This window comes from Alicyclobacillus sp. SP_1, assembly GCF_024706985.1.
Classification (GTDB): domain Bacteria; phylum Bacillota; class Bacilli; order Alicyclobacillales; family Alicyclobacillaceae; genus Alicyclobacillus_I.
Genome location: NZ_JAMCCX010000017.1, coordinates 82,338 through 97,118, shown reverse-complemented (window position 1 = coordinate 97,118; position 14,781 = coordinate 82,338). Strand labels below are relative to the sequence as shown.

General features: G+C 58.0%; 14 protein-coding genes and 1 pseudogene. 4 read left to right on the top strand and 11 right to left on the bottom strand.

Going from position 1 to position 14,781, the window contains the following annotated elements; translation table 11 throughout:
- Window positions 1-358: 358 nt before the first annotated feature.
- The 5 genes and pseudogenes from M4I36_RS04825 to M4I36_RS04805 all read right to left on the bottom strand — a co-directional run bounded on the left by M4I36_RS04825 (window position 359) and on the right by M4I36_RS04805 (window position 4,859).
- The gene (locus tag M4I36_RS04825; protein ID WP_258110577.1) at window positions 359-1,111 is read right to left on the bottom strand and encodes an SDR family NAD(P)-dependent oxidoreductase; all 753 of its coding nucleotides are present in this window, start codon (window positions 1,109-1,111) and stop codon (window positions 359-361) included.
- A 303-nt stretch (window positions 1,112-1,414) separates the two neighbouring features.
- Entirely contained in the window at window positions 1,415-2,563 is a 1,149-nt protein-coding gene (locus M4I36_RS04820; RefSeq protein ID WP_258110576.1) for an NAD(P)/FAD-dependent oxidoreductase, read from the bottom strand.
- 21 nt (window positions 2,564-2,584) lie between these two features.
- A pseudogene (locus M4I36_RS04815) lies at window positions 2,585-2,934 on the bottom strand (DsrE/DsrF/TusD sulfur relay family protein).
- Between the two features lie 40 nt (window positions 2,935-2,974).
- The gene (locus tag M4I36_RS04810) at window positions 2,975-4,111 is read right to left on the bottom strand and encodes a cysteine desulfurase family protein (RefSeq protein WP_258110575.1); all 1,137 of its coding nucleotides are present in this window, start codon (window positions 4,109-4,111) and stop codon (window positions 2,975-2,977) included.
- A 70-nt stretch (window positions 4,112-4,181) separates the two neighbouring features.
- The gene (locus M4I36_RS04805) at window positions 4,182-4,859 is read right to left on the bottom strand and encodes an ArsR/SmtB family transcription factor (RefSeq protein ID WP_258110574.1); all 678 of its coding nucleotides are present in this window, start codon (window positions 4,857-4,859) and stop codon (window positions 4,182-4,184) included.
- Window positions 4,860-4,879: 20 nt separating this feature from the next.
- Here M4I36_RS04805 and M4I36_RS04800 point away from each other — a divergent pair, with 20 nt between their 5' ends.
- Window positions 4,880-6,496 carry a hypothetical protein gene (locus M4I36_RS04800; RefSeq protein WP_258110573.1) on the top strand — a complete coding sequence of 539 codons (1,617 nt, stop codon included), beginning with the start codon at window positions 4,880-4,882 and terminating at the stop codon, window positions 6,494-6,496.
- 228 nt (window positions 6,497-6,724) lie between these two features.
- Here M4I36_RS04800 and M4I36_RS04795 read toward each other — a convergent pair whose 3' ends face one another.
- Window positions 6,725-7,087, bottom strand: coding sequence for an ArsR/SmtB family transcription factor (locus M4I36_RS04795; protein ID WP_258110572.1), 363 nt, complete (start codon window positions 7,085-7,087; stop codon window positions 6,725-6,727).
- A gap of 91 nt (window positions 7,088-7,178) precedes the next feature.
- Window positions 7,179-8,507 (bottom strand): MFS transporter, encoded by a 1,329-nt coding sequence (locus M4I36_RS04790; protein WP_258110571.1) that lies wholly within the window; start codon window positions 8,505-8,507, stop codon window positions 7,179-7,181.
- Window positions 8,508-8,704: 197 nt separating this feature from the next.
- Between M4I36_RS04790 and M4I36_RS04785 the strand changes: the two genes are divergently transcribed.
- The gene (locus M4I36_RS04785) at window positions 8,705-9,313 is read left to right on the top strand and encodes a rhodanese-like domain-containing protein (RefSeq protein WP_258110570.1); all 609 of its coding nucleotides are present in this window, start codon (window positions 8,705-8,707) and stop codon (window positions 9,311-9,313) included.
- Window positions 9,314-9,582: 269 nt separating this feature from the next.
- On the opposite strand, the gene M4I36_RS04780 is transcribed toward M4I36_RS04785, so the two are convergent.
- Complete coding sequence (locus tag M4I36_RS04780; protein ID WP_258110569.1) at window positions 9,583-10,020, bottom strand: hypothetical protein; 438 nt, start codon at window positions 10,018-10,020, stop codon at window positions 9,583-9,585.
- 13 nt (window positions 10,021-10,033) lie between these two features.
- Window positions 10,034-10,360 (bottom strand): ArsR/SmtB family transcription factor, encoded by a 327-nt coding sequence (locus tag M4I36_RS04775; protein WP_258110568.1) that lies wholly within the window; start codon window positions 10,358-10,360, stop codon window positions 10,034-10,036.
- A 291-nt stretch (window positions 10,361-10,651) separates the two neighbouring features.
- Here M4I36_RS04775 and M4I36_RS04770 point away from each other — a divergent pair, with 291 nt between their 5' ends.
- Window positions 10,652-11,893, top strand: a complete 1,242-nt coding sequence (locus M4I36_RS04770; protein ID WP_258110567.1) for a YeeE/YedE family protein — start codon at window positions 10,652-10,654, stop codon at window positions 11,891-11,893.
- A 331-nt stretch (window positions 11,894-12,224) separates the two neighbouring features.
- Here the strand turns inward: M4I36_RS04770 and M4I36_RS04765 are convergent, their stop codons facing one another.
- Both M4I36_RS04765 and M4I36_RS04760 read right to left on the bottom strand, forming a co-directional pair.
- The gene (locus tag M4I36_RS04765) at window positions 12,225-13,313 is read right to left on the bottom strand and encodes a hypothetical protein (protein WP_258110566.1); all 1,089 of its coding nucleotides are present in this window, start codon (window positions 13,311-13,313) and stop codon (window positions 12,225-12,227) included.
- Window positions 13,314-13,429: 116 nt separating this feature from the next.
- Window positions 13,430-14,110, bottom strand: a complete 681-nt coding sequence (locus M4I36_RS04760; protein WP_258110565.1) for a PspA/IM30 family protein — start codon at window positions 14,108-14,110, stop codon at window positions 13,430-13,432.
- Window positions 14,111-14,180: 70 nt separating this feature from the next.
- Between M4I36_RS04760 and M4I36_RS04755 the strand changes: the two genes are divergently transcribed.
- Complete coding sequence (locus M4I36_RS04755) at window positions 14,181-14,654, top strand: hypothetical protein (RefSeq protein WP_258110564.1); 474 nt, start codon at window positions 14,181-14,183, stop codon at window positions 14,652-14,654.
- The last annotated feature ends 127 nt before the right edge of the window (window positions 14,655-14,781 follow it).

Here is a 14,781-nt window from a genome sequence, read left to right as displayed (position 1 = left end):
TTTTATGTCGGGCGTGCTGGAGGCAAAAAGATTGTTGTCGATGGGTTCTTCAGTGTTGAGGAACTGAAAAAATATCTGATTACAGCCGAATCGTTTTCTTACAAGCAACTCATGATGTGGTACGACATGATTATTTTAACTTGACTCTTGTAAATTTGCGTTCGCAAAGCAAATTTACACATACGTATAGTGAGTCGTGAATCTGCAGATCCTAGGCTGTCAGTTTTCACTCAGTAAGAACGTAGATCATTCGATTGACTTTAAACGCAGCAATCACCTGAAACCCTCTCGCGTTCCAGGCATCCATCAAGGCCCTGTTGGAATACCAACTGTCCGTCAGGACATGCCCCAGATCACGCTAGCGCCCAAAAAGCCAACCCCCATTGACACCGAGTACCTCTCCGGTGACATAGGACGCCTCAGGGGAAACCAGATACCAGACCGCACTGGCGATGTCCTCCACACGCCCGGCACGACCGGCGGGAATCTGGGATACCGCGCGATGCAACCGTTCTTCGGTCAGTCCACCCCCGAAGAACTGGGTGTCCGCAATGAGCCCCGGTGCAATGGCATTCACCGTGATGCCTTCGCCGCTCAATTCTCGCGCGAAGGCGAATGTTAGCCCCAGCACCCCGGCCTTGGCGGCCGCATAGGCCAAGGAGCCCGCACCGCTGCCCCCCGTGTGCGCCGCGATCGAGCTGATATTGACGATCCGACCACCCGGTCTGCTCAAATGGGGTGCCACAGCCATGGTCATCAGAAACGCGCCCTTCAAATTCGCGTTCTGCACCTCATCCCAATCGGCCTCGGCCTCGTCTATGGGGGTCATCGTCGTGATGGTGCGTCCAAAGCCCGCATTGTTGATCAGAATGTCGATGCGCCCCACGCGCTCAACCACAGTTTGTACCGCCGATTGCACGTCTTTCCGGCTCCCCACATCCGCCCGGATCCACTCAGCCCCGTTCCCAATCGAACTCGCCGCTTCGGCGAGTGCAGATTCCCGGCGCCCCAAAATGGTGACCCCCACGCCATGATGCGCCAACTTGCTGGCGATGGCCAGTCCAATCCCGCTTCCGCCGCCAGTAACAATCGCTGCACGCCTGTCGCTCACCACGCATCACTCTCCCACGTTGCGTATGAGATTTCACAAGTCCTGAGGAATCCCTTGTATCTCACTGGATTTCAAAAGCCTATAAGCCACCGTCATCCCGGTTATCCGTCGCCAAAAATGATGACATGGCCCTCAACCATTCGGTTCATCCCTGTCTAGCCAAACATTTCTATGCGCCCAGCATGAAGTCATCCTACCGCACACGTCAGCCATTTGCCAAGATTCCCGCTCCAAAAAATAAGAAAAACCGCCCTCTCTCCAACTTGAGAGAGCGAGCGGCTACGAATTCAAATGCCAGACGTGTTACCACCATTGCTGCCACCAGTGACGTTCAAACAGCACCTTGGCCCCGTGCCAGTGGCGACCCGAACGATAGGTTCGCACCTGCGGCTCAGGCTCCGCGTAAAAGTTTCCGCGCGCAAATCCAGCCACTCCCCGCCCCATTTCAATAAAACATTCGCCCTCTCCAGTGAACGAAGCCGATTCTTCCCGACCCGCCAGGCGATGGGCAAGAATTTTGGCTACGATCTCTCCCTGGGCGTGAGCGAAAACCCCCGCCTTGGGGAGCGGTTTGCCAAGGGCAAGAGGGATGCCGGTCACGTCGCCAATCGCAAACACGTTGGGAACCGAGGTTTCGAGCGTGTGCCGATTTACGGCAATCCAACCGCTTTCTGAAGCCAATCCCGCCGCCTCGACAACCGACGGAACCCGATGGGGCGGAACGTAGGCAAGGAGGTCATAGTCCACCGTCTGCCCGGATTGGAACTTCAGCCGCTTTGTGGTCGGATCAACCCCGATGACCGTCTCATGGGGATGATAGTCGATGCCGCGTTCGGTGAGCGCGTTGATCACGCCTTGGCTGACGCTCGGACCTGCAACCCCCATGGGCGCAGGTTCAGCGACCCAGACAGCGATGTCGACCGCCTCGCGCCGTCGCCGTTTGCGAAGGTAACCGTCGATCAACATCGCGGCCTCGTACGGCGCAGCCGGACACTTGAAGGGCATTCGACTCACCAGAACCACCACGCGACCGCGTTCTAACTCGGCGAGGCGCCGGTGCACCTGTTCCGCCCCAGCCACCGTATAAAAGTTGTCCCCGCCCTCAACCAGGCCCGGAATGCGCTCGGGATCCAAGTCCGCCCCAAGGGCCAGGATAAGGGCGTCGCCGGTCCATCGCCGATCCCCCGCCGTCACGGTCAAAGACTCGGCGTCAATGGCCGTGACCGCGCTCGATTCGACCGTGACGCCGCGCTCCCGAAGGGCGGAAAGAGGCCGCACAACCTGATCCGCTTGGCGGGCGCCTGTCATCATCCACAGAAGCGACGGCCAAAACGTATGCACCGGACTCTGGTCAAACACCACGATCCGGTCGGATGCCGGGAGCAGCCGGCGAAGACGATGCGCGGCGGCCAATCCGCCCACGCCGGCGCCGCAAATGAGCACTTGACGCATGGTATCCTCCCTTTCTTGGACCTAATACACGATGACCCGATCCGCCCAGACGGTCCAGTCAGACAGTTCCTCCATGGAACTTCGATGAACCCCCGCGATCAAGTCTGTCTCCGCCAAAGCGCGGGCGTCCATGCACGTTCCGCAGGCGCCGAGTTCCGCGACTTGGCGCACGGCGATGGCGATCATGCGTTCCAGATTGTAGTAGCCGTTTGGGTCTGTTGACCTCGCCGCGCACATTGGACGGCGTCAGCCATGAAGAAGATTTTCACGGACACGTCGGGGCGTTTGCCAAGCGCGTTGGCGTGACGGAGCGCGTTGTAGGCCCGTTCCGTGCCGTAAGGCGGGTCGTTGACAATGAACAGTACTTGCATCTGCGCACACTCCTTTCAATTCAGACAACAGGACGGCGGGCTAGCGGAATGCTTTCCCCGACTCAGCCGCTTGAACCAACGCCGCTGCAGCCTGACCGATGGCTTCCGGCGTTGTTTCACGGCCCAAGCTCACACGCACCAGCCCTCGAACGACGGCCTCTTGCACACCCATGGCCCGCAGGGTGGGAGATCCGGTTTCATCCTCGCTGTGACACGCCGAACCGGTTGCGGCCCGGATGGTGGGGCATGCCGCGAGGAGAGCGCGGCCGGTCCAGCCGGGCAGTGAGAAGGCAGAGGTATTCGGCACCCGCGGCGCATCTTGGCCAAATACACGACAGTCGGGAATCTGCCGACGCAGGACGGCTTCGAACTGATCCCGCAGACGAGCTTGCCTAGCGGGACCTTCGCTCCCCAACCACGCGACCGCGAGGCGGGCGGCCGCACCCAAACCGACGATGGCGGGCACGTTTTCCGTGCCGCCGCGACGCCCCCTCTCCTGCCCGCCCCCCGCCAGCAACGGTCTCAGGGACTGTCCCCGTCGGATATAGAGGGCGCCAATCCCTTTGGGGCCATAGAACTTGTGGCCAACCACCGTCAGGAAATCGACATCAAGGTCCCGCACATGGACGGGCACCTTTCCAATCGCCTGAGCGGCGTCCGTATGTACCCATGCCCCCGCTGCGTGCGCCAAACGGGCGATCTCCGTCACGGGTTGGAGCGTGCCGATCTCGTTGTTGGCCAACATCACGCTGACGAGCGCGGTCCGTTCATCCAGGACTTCCTCCAACACGTCCAGGCGCACCAACCCGCGCTCATCCACAGGCACAATCACCACTTCTGCACCGTCGTCTTTCAGAGCCTCCAGCGTCTGAGCCACCGCGGGATGCTCAATCGCAGATGCAATCACGCGAGGGCGGTTCTGTCTCCGTGCGCCAGTCACAGACCGGAGCAGCCAATTGTTGCTTTCCGTGCCCCCACTCGTAAATACAAGTGTGTCCGGCTCGGCTTCAAGCAGTGTAGACAGATCCAATCGGGCTGTCTCTAGGGCCGTACACACCGCGTCAGCCTCCGGATAGGGGGAAGATGGGTTATAGAACTTCTCCGTCCAATAGTCCGCCATCGCGGCCACCACCTCAGGAGCTACCGGCGTGGTGGCGTTGTAATCCAAATAGATCACGCGCACATCGTCCTTTCATGACCTTGCATAATCCTCTCGTACGGCTCTGGATTGAAGGCGATTCCGTCGATCAGGATTCCGCCCCTTGCGCAACGATGTCTCCCCGCGCGCGCCACTCGCTCACTCCGTCTGTCAATCGCACGGCGTGAAAGCCGCGCTCACGCAGGAGTTCGACCGCGTGGAGCGCAAGAACACAGTAGGGTCCCCGACAATACGCCACGATGGTCTGATCCTGTGGAAGATCGGCCAAGCGGTCGGCGAGCCCATTCAAGGGAACCGACCACGCCCCGGGCCAGTGGCCGTTCGCGTACTCTTCTTGCGGGCGCACATCAAGCAGGACAATCGGCTGAGTGGACATGCGATCTCGAAGCGTGGCGGTGTCCATCGCCTCCAACTCCTGGCGATCGTGAAGAAACGCTTCGGTAATCGAGCGAATTTCCGCATAGCGGTTCTCCGCCAACGTTCGCAGCGCGATAAAAAACGCGCAGACCGCCTCGTCCGCCAACTGGTACACCATGTAACTTCCGCGCCGCTCTGCCCGGACCAGTCGCGTTTCGCGAAGATGCTGCAGATGCTGCGAGGCGCTTCCCATCGGCATGGCGCTCTTCGCGACGAGCTGTTCGACCGTCATCGGACCTTGACAGAGCAAATCCAAGAGCTCAAGACGCCGCGGATGGTCAACGGCCCGACCCACGCGCGCAATTTGCTCATAAATGGCGTCCTTAAAAGCGCGATCGCGATCCGGCATCGAATTCCTCCATTATTCTATTGATCAATAGATTCATTACATCAAGATATACTCCGTCACAAGAGAACTGTCAAGAGCCATCGCTGACGAAGTTGCCAACAGATATCTACAGATATAAGAACGGAAACGATAAGACGTCTGAATACGACAGTTTGCCGTATTCAGACGTCCTTTTTGACCGGTCGATGGAAGTGACGAAGGCCCGACGGGATCCCCGCGGTCTACAACTGAACGGGACCCAGATCATCCATCTCGTCGCCCAGGGATCCGGGCGGCGAATCGCCCCGCAGCACCTGGACCATTCTGCGATACTCTTCCGTTGTGATCTCGCCGCGCGCCAATCGTTCTTTCAAGATCTCGCGCCAGGAATCGCGTGGCTGCTCCACGCTGTACGGTTGACTTTGACGGCTATGACTGTGCATGTGATGGGAACCGCATCCCATGATGGATCCCTCCTCTTTCCTGCTTTCATTGTACACCCATTGCATGTTATCCTAAATACGAAGCAGCATTCGAACGGAGAATACATGTTGATTTTCCATCGCGATCGCTCCGGCCTGTCCGGCCGAGCTGTATGTCCACCCGCACACCTTGAAGGATACCGCCGGATCGGGGAATCCGTCTACACCGCAGAAGTGGAACTCTCCGGAACGACCAGCCCGCGCATCCGTTCCATCCTTGCCGCCGCGCGCAGTCTCCAGGCCATCGCGGACGCGCTCTTGACGGAGGCCTTCGCGATCAATGGCGGAGAAAAGCGCCCCATCGCAGCCGTGACGCACAAACAGGCCGAGGCGTGGTACGACCGGATCCCCCCTCTGCTCGCTGCGGCGAGAAAAGAGGCCGCGTTCGCCGGCGCATCCGGCGCAGGTATACCCGTACGTTCGGTCTATTTGCTTGAGACGCCGTCCGCGTGTCCCGCAGACCATCTGCAGAGCCTCGCCAAGACGGCGCGAGAACTGCACGAACGCGTCAAGCCAAAGATCAACCTAGCGCGCTTTGAGCCTGATCGCTACCGTGTGGCGATCTTGCGCTACGAGGACGGACGAACCCGGCACGAGGAGGCGGACGCCGTCGTGCGAGCCCTCCGCAGCACCGCGACGCTCCCTGCGGACCTTCAGGAAAAAGCCGTGCGTTCCTACGGTGTCGCGCTGACTTCTTACCTGCTGATCGCCCAGTGGCTGGAGGATCCCGCTCTGCAAACCGCGACGGGACCCGCCGGTTCCCCGCCATCCCGATCCAGTCCGCCATCCGCAGATTTGTGGCGCGTGACCTCCGACCGCGCGCGTCGTCAGATCCGTCAGTCGGGCGAGTGGCAAAAAGCCGAAGAGGCGCTGCGCGCGTTTTGGGCCGGACGATCCACCGCACAAGAGGAGCGGGAATTTGCGACAACGGTCAGACGCCTGCTCTCCGAAGGCCGGATCCGTGAAGCCGGGTACTGGCACGACCCACCGTTTCAAAGCGCCTACACCGTCCTTCGCGACCCGGTTGTCATTTTGGGAGAAACCATTCCGGAAGGGCAGTCCTTTTTGTGGATGTACGGCGAGACGGCAGAAACTGGCCGCCTGGTCGTCCGTGCGTCCTTGCAACCAGCCCCATCGCGACGCTATGGCACTCCCGGTCGCGCTCCCGAGGATTGAGACGGTGTTCTGTCGGTTGTTTTCGACAAAAGGAGCGCCCGCCTTGATGCCGAAATCATCGCCACAACAACCTCCCTTTGCCGCATCAGAGTATGATAGGCAACGCTGCGCCAGCGCAGCGAAGAAGAGCCCGGGGCCGCAGCGGGGTATCTGGCGGTTTGTTACAACCGCTAGTCTGAATGGACGTCAAGGAGGAGCTTCGGTCACGCGTAGAAAGAGTGCCCCCGACTACCGAATGTCCGCGCCCGATTCCTCCTCCGTTACGAGAGAGTCAAGCCACCGCTGCACCGCCCGAATCCGATCGATATTACAGAAATAGTAATGCCAGATTCCCTTTTGCCGATGCCCCACGAGGCCGGCCTGACGTAAAACAGCCAGATGCCTGGAGACGGTTGACTGCGGCAACTGCAACAAGCTGCTGAGGTCCTGAACACAGACCCCGTTCACCTTCTCACCATCCACGCGACAGAAATACTGCTTCTTTCCAAGCGCCTCCAGCAGCGATCGGCGAATGGGATCAGCCAGCGCCTTATACGCCCAATCGATGTCGGTTCGAACCGCATCGCCGCGTGTTGGGTTCGTCGTTGCCATGATCATTCCTCCGTATGCTACCGCTCGCGCATTCCTGACCGTTGCGGATTCCGATGCACGGATTGTGCCACTCGGCAGCAAATTAAGTCAATCACGCACTCGGAACCGGTCCCTCCCCCTCATCCATGGCCACCGTCTTTCGTAGCCGCGGATGGGTCTCCTGCATGCGAAACAGAAGGACCACCATCGAAATCATAACAATAACGCCGATCAGATACAGACTGTGCAGCATGCCTATCGAGCGACTCGTGACGCCAAGCAGCAGACCGCCGACCGCATATCCCCCGTCGCGCCACAGGCGATACACGCCGAGCACGCCGCCCCGTATTTTCGGCGGCGCCACGTCAGCCACGGCGGCATTGAGGTTCGGATAGAGCAGGGCCATACCCAGTCCCATGATGCCTGCCGTGACCATCCACCAGACAAACGCATGCCCGAGCCCAAATGCAAGGATACCCGCGCCAAGCAGCCCCATGCCCGTCACGATGGGCGGCTTTCGCCCAATCTTGTCTGACAGTATACCGGTTCCAAACTGGGCAAATCCCCACACCATGGTGTACATGCCTCCGATCCATCCGATATCGACGATTGATGCGCGTAAATTCGCCAGGTACAGCGGCAGCATCGCCCACACCAGTGTGTCAGCCAGTTTGTTCACAAGACCCGCCTGACTGATCGACGACAAAGTCGGATTCCCGACCGTCGTGATCCAAAAGATCTTCCCTATATTCTCACGCTCGCGCGTACTCTTCTCACGCGGCATGTCTCTCAATGTGGTCTGCCCCGATGCCTTCGTTTTTACTTCCTGCAACACGTGCCCGCGCGTCTCACGGATAGCCAGCACGCTGGCGCCGATACCAACCAGCAGGACAGCCGCCCCGTACACAAAGGGAGCCTGCAACAGACCAAAGCGCGCGGCGATGACCCCCGTGAGGACCGTCGAGATCGAGACGCCGATATACCCCGTCGCCTCATTGATGCCCATCGCAATGCCTCGCTCCTTGGAACCTACCAGGTCCAACTGCTTGGTGATCGTCATCGTCCAGGCGAACGCTTGATTGGCGCCCAGAAAGACGTTCGCCAGAATCACGGCGGGCCACGTATGCACAAATAAAAGGAGCGCCATCATCGGGATGCCGAACAGCCACCCCATGATCAGTACGGGGCGCCGACCCACGGCGTCGGAGAAGTGGCCGGCGACCAGATTTAAGATCGCCTTTGTCAGACCGAACGCGACGATAAACGCAAAGATGAGCGTCGTGGAAGTCACGTGATACACGTCTTTCCCAAGCAAGGGAACGACTGTGCGTTCGAGTCCAACGGTCATTCCGACGAGTATGGTACTAAACACGAACCACAAGAACTGCTGTAGATTCGGGCGGATCCCCACCTGTTTCACCTGCTGCGCCGCGTTCGCCAAGACGTTCCCTCCCCTTGATTCCAGCACACAATTTGTGTACAATCCTAATATCCGCATGTGTGGATTTATAAATGTATAGTATCGGCAAGCGGGCCCGTTGTCAACGGCGGCACTCCGCTTCTGGTTGATCCCATCTTATGGACTGTCGCAGATCTGAATCAAGCATGGACGTTCCGTCATCGAAGGGAGAAATCATCTTGATCCTAAAGCGGATACTCGTCGCAGAGTTGGCAACCATGATTGTGGAGACGCGCCCATTGGATCTCCTCAATCTCCGTCCGGTTTCAGATTTTTTGGCGGGATTCATCCCGTACGCCATGAACTTGCCAGAATCGGAACCACACTTTCTTGTCAATCTCCGTAAGGTTTGGCCAAGACCGCGCGCTGTCGTCTTGGTCGCAACCCATTCGGGTATTTCCGACGAAGTCATATCTGCCGTACACGAGGTGGGGGGAAGCGTGGTTGGCTATGTAGAATTTCCGCACTGGAAACATGCCGGGTACCCAGTGCTTACGGTAGAAGAAGTGGATGTAGAGGAAATTTTGCATCAGCAGCCGACACTCGTTGACGTTTGCAGTCAGGAAGAGTGGGCACGCAACCGTATTCCTGACTCCCGAAACATTCCGTTGCCACAGCTTGAGACAGTCGACGACACATGGGATCGCAGTCAGAAGTACGTCGCATTTTGTGCAGGCGTCTACCGTGGAGCAAACGGCGCTGCCAAGATGCGTTCGCAGGGATTGGATGTTCGCTATCTTGCCGATGGTGTGAACGCTTGGCACCAAAAAGTGGGTAACAGCAGTTGATCAGTCAAAGAGGCATCCTGCTGTTGATCTATACACCTGCTGGAATCTTAGCTCGGTCATAGGCGCGACCCTCTCTTCTACATGGAACCTGACCGTTTAATCGTACCCCGTTCCCCGAATGGCCAACTCAATCTCATCGACCTGGATCTGATTGGGTCAAACGCCACATGAATGTGGACAAAGAAATACCCGCACCTCTTCCGTCGGAATGGGCGTGGGTAGCTGTTCGGTTTCCGTTTCACCGAAATGGATAATCATTGGCCTCAGGTTCATTCATCTTTCGTGTCAGTGGCTTCAGCCTTCTCTGAATTCGCGTCGTCTTGTCCAGACGCTTCCTGAACTTGTGATGTTGTTCCGTGAACCTGCCCCAAGTCTAGGGCTCCTCTCTGGAACAACGACCCGACGATGTGTCGTGCGCTCTTTTCACTGATGGACAGTCGCCCTGCGATGCCTGCCACGTCAATTTGGCCGCCATTTTCCGAAAGATACGCCAGCACTTTGGCCTCCACCTGATTCAACCAGTCTTGAAACAGTCCACGGATCTCGTCGGTAGCAAATCCCGCCATGTCGGCCGACTTCGCCACCGAGTCGGTCATGGTACGGCACATCTGCATCATGCCGCCCGTCCCGTCCATGGACGCCTGACCGCCTCCTTGACCTATCATCTGCTTCATCATGCCCATGCGCTGTTTCATCCTGTCTATCATTTTGCTGGCCTCCTCATTTTGGTTCCGGAGTCACCGATTTCCCCGGTGTACAACAGTCCTTAACCGCCACAACCCCGTGCTGACTGTCCTTACTCTTCTCTCCCATGAGTACAAAGCGACTGGCGCCAGATACCCATGCCGGCAAATCTTCATGCGTCAAGCTGTATAAAACGAACGGCCCCCTGCGTTCGGTCTTGACCAACCCTTCATCGCGCAACGTGCGCAGGTGATACGATACTAATGTTTGCGACAACTGTGTTGCCTCGATGATACTGGACACGGATTTTTGTCCGCCCTCCAGTGAAAGCAGGATGCGCAGGCGATTCTCATCCGCCAGCAAGCGGCAAGCCTGCTTGCGCCATTCGTCAAGCCGTTGATCCTGTGGTCAACTGGTCCGTCAACACCCCCGCCGTTATCAGCACAGTTCCGTCGTTTTCGCACGAGTGAGGCATCCATTCCAGGTGACACTGTCCGTGGGAAATGTGCCGGCAAACAGCGCGAGCGGCAACTCCGTATTGACAATCTATTATTCCACTCGTAAAATAAATCCTACCATAATGTATTATATTCCTATTTAAATACTCGGAATATGGGCGGCGGCTGTTGAATGAAAATAAAAGGAGGGTTTTTTATGTCTGTCCCAGACGTGGATATTCTTTCGCTGGAGGCGCCCGTTACGCGGACTTCCCCGGCAGCTTGGAAGGCAAGATCCCAGCGTGGTTGGGTGACCTTCTCGTGTGCGCTCTTTCTCGTCGGCGCAGGGTTTCTCGCAAACACAGAGTCTCTGACTCAAGCGCTTCTGTACCTGATCGCCGGCGTGCTGGGACTCGCCCTATATCACGCGCACTTCGGCTTCACGACGGCTTGGCGAAACTTTCTCGTCTACGGGCGGGGCGCGGGGATCCGCGCGCAGATGATCACCTTTTTAATTGCGAATATCCTTTTTCTGCCTGTTTTGTTGCACGGCCACTGGTTCGGTCACAGCGTTTCGGGATACGTATTCCCAGTCGGGATGTCCGTGCTCGCAGGTTCTTTTCTCTTTGGCATGGGCATGCAACTCGGGGATGGTTGCGCATCCGGAACCCTCTATCACACCGGGGGCGGAGATGTCCGAGGAATCTTGACGCTCATCGGGTTTGTCCTCGGATCCGTTCTCGGCAGCCTCAACTTCCCCTGGTGGATGAAGACGCCGCATTTTCAACCCATTTCACTCCTTAAAGTCTTCGGACCCGCCGAAGGGCTTGCGCTCGAACTGGTGATGTTAACGGCGGTTTTTGGCCTGGCCTTGCTCGTCGAGCGCCTTCGAAACGGCTCTGTCATTCCGATCATTCAAAAACGTGGACGCTTCGATTGGCGGGCGATCGTGAAGGGGCCCTGGTCCCTCATCGCAGGCGGCGTCCTACTCGCCGTTGGCAATGTTCTCGTTCTCCTGTTGTCCGGCAAACCGTGGGGCGTGACCTTTGCCTTTGCCCTCTGGGGCGCGAAAATCGCGCAAGGGATCGGCCTGCCCATTGCCCATTGGGGCTATTGGCAAATCTCCGCAAATTCCAGCGCTTTGCACCACAGCATTTTTCACGACGCGACGACCGTTCTTGACCTCGGTGTGATCGTTGGCGCGCTACTCGCCGCTTCGCTCGCCGGACGTCTCCCCAAACCCTATCTGCGCCGCTTTCCGACCCGCATGCTGGTTGCGGTTGTTCTCGGAGGCATCTTCATGGGCTACGGGGCGCGCATCGCTTTTGGTTGCAACATCGGATCGTATTTTTCCGGCATTGCCTCGTTCAGTTTACATGGCTGGCTTTGGTTTATTTCCGCCCTCTTTGGGAGTGCGATTGGCGTCAAGCTGCGCCCTTTGTTTGCACACACGAATTGACCGATCGCCATGCAGGGAACGGCGGCTCCGTGAAGTCAGGCGGAGCCGCCGATTTCTCGCCACTCGCTCGCGGCCATTCGCATGTACGTCCGCCCCGCGACCACTGCTCCACTGCGCGCACGATATTAACGGACTCTTCGCCACACACGCTCACTCTCAAACCGAGAGCACCCCCATCCCCGCGCATGCCATTCACCTGTACATTTTTGCTATCAGCAACCGTGAAGCAGATCAACGCGTCAAACAGGAAATCCGAGACGACGTGTTGGACGTGTAGTTCCTCTCCCACCTACACTCTCCGGTTCGGGTGTCTGACAGGATCCAATCGAGTCTACTCTTCACAATAATGCCGAGAATCCGCGGCGCGAAATGAGGCGCGGGTAACCAACCGTCCCGGTGCGCCGTCTTCGCCATAGTCCCAAACAAAGACATGCCCCGACGGAATCGGCTGGCCCAGGATACGGATTGTGCTGTCGATCACCTTGTACACCGATTGAAACGGGCAGCAGTACCAATACCCGTTTTCCCGAATCACGCCTTGGGCCGTTAACCGATTCACCGACTGTTCGTATTCGCGTTCTTCGTCCGTGATCCGATGTCCGTTCCAAAGTTCGGCCAGGTCACGCTCTGCTTCCTCCCATTCTCCCGAGCGGCGGATGTCCGCCTTGGCCGTGTTCGACGTTACCTTCCAGACATCCACCGGTTCGAATCGGATTGTACGCGCGCCCCGAACCGGTTCGGTCGACCGCAGTGCAAGAGGGTCATCCAGCGCCTGGGCGACCACCAGACCATCCGACAGCGCCGCCCAGTAGGCCTTCTCCGCTTCTTCATGGGTCTTGGCCGGAACGTGCTGGCCATTCGCGATCGATCCTACGATCGCGTCTGCCGTCTGCCTGTTTGTGTTCACCCCCACATAGAGAAGGAGTGCCTCTTTGTGCGCTTCGGGATCAAGGCGAGCGCGCTCCAATCCTTCGCCCAACAAGGCTTCGATCGCGTCTGCGGCACGACGCATGCCCGCCAAATGTTGTATCGGGCATGGCACCCGCGATTCTGTCCTCTCTCCCAAACGGGCAGGGAACGCCGTTTTGGCGGCGCCCGCAAACATCGCTTCTTGCTTTGCGCCGATCAATAAGTCCGGGATACGTCCGTACCATGTTTCGGCCAGTGCATGCGTGATCATCGGAACCGAAGCGACCTCATGGCCCTCGCTCGAAAACGCGTCCTGTAACAAGGCGTCGGCCATGACCTGAAACCCTTTGGCCGCGCGCAGCAAGGCTCGCGCGCGTGGAACCTGGCAATCGGCCAGTTCCACTTCGACCCCGTACACTTCTTCGCCAAGCCTGCGATAGGCCGCCAAATCCTCAGGAGGGCAGAGGTGCTCCCCAGAGAGCACCTCTTTCATCCGATTGAACAATCCCATCTCACTCGTCCTCCTTCATCCCGGAACCAGAGACCGGATGACCGTTATCGAGAGCCTTCCCGGAAACGGTAATGCCCAGCGAATGGTTCCGGGTACTGCTCATCCGCAGTGGCTTATTACGACCTGGACTCCGAATTCAATTCTTCCTTCAGCTTGGCCAGTGCGTCGTCGACATGGGCCTGCGACTGGGTCTTTTTCAATTGGTCCATTTCGTACGACAGAGAGGCCGTCATACTGGTATGCGCCGCTTGCGCCTCCGCCTCGCGCCGCTCCACTTTTTCTTCCATGCGGTCAAATTTAGATAATGGATCTTCCGCCCCGATTCCCGAAATCGCTTCAGCCGCCCCCTTTTGCGCACTCGCGGCGCGATTGCGGCGGATGAGATCATCGCGGCGCTCCTTGGCCTCGCCCACTTTGCTCTCCAGGAGTTGATATTGCTCCTTCATCTGCAACGAACTGGCCTCTGCCTCCGCCAATTCCTGCTTTAAATGTTCCTGGCGAGTTTTTTCCTTCTCCTCCTGCTCAAGCGCCTTGCGCGCCAAATCTTCATGCCCCTGTTGTATGGCCATCTTGGCCTTCCCATGCCAGTCCGCCATGGCGGCCTCACAGGTGTGAAGCTGCTTCTCGGTGAGCATCCGGTTCGCTTCAAACCGGTTGACTTCGACGGCGAACCCACGCAAGTGTTCGGTCGCGTCTTCAATGTACAGATTCAAACTCTTTTCCGGATCTTCCGCTTTACTGATGACATCGTTCAGATTGGCGCGAACCAGATCTTTCAATCTTGCCAGCATGGACATATCGTGTCCCCTCCCAGGGTTGTGATCGAATTCCCCACTCAGGATATCGTGCGAGTATGAGGAGATTATGATGAACCAAACGATCAGCATGCAAACCAATCACCTGAAAATTATGCCTCCGCGCGCCACTGCGCCGAACCCGCTCCCGTCGTCGTCCAGGGCGCTTGCGAAAGCCCTGCATGCCTTAGTCGTGCGGCCGCCAAATGCGCCCTCTCTGCTCCTCATGATGATCGCTTACGTGATGTTCACCCTGTGCGTGATGACCCTCGCGCTCGTGATGTCCGTGATGGCTCTCCTGATCATGAATGGCACCGTGGCGCTCATGGCCGTGTTCATGCCCCTCACGACCATGATGCCCCTCTTCGCGCCCGTGCTCTCCATGATGACCGAACAGATCCCGCAACAAATCGGTCATTCCCTATCCCTCCTCGTCAACAAAGGGTTTCGCCGTAGCCATGCCATCGCCAGAGTGCTGTCGACGTGTGACGACGGATTCGCCGAGACTACCAACCCTTCTGCACTTATTGTACACTACAATGTGTAGTGCGAATACCGCAACCTCGCGACCCCTGAAAATATCGCCGTCTACCGAATCTGGTAACAGCACTCCGCGGCCATAGGCTCGAACCTGATCCGATCCGATCGCAGACCGAATTCGATGCCCCATGCTG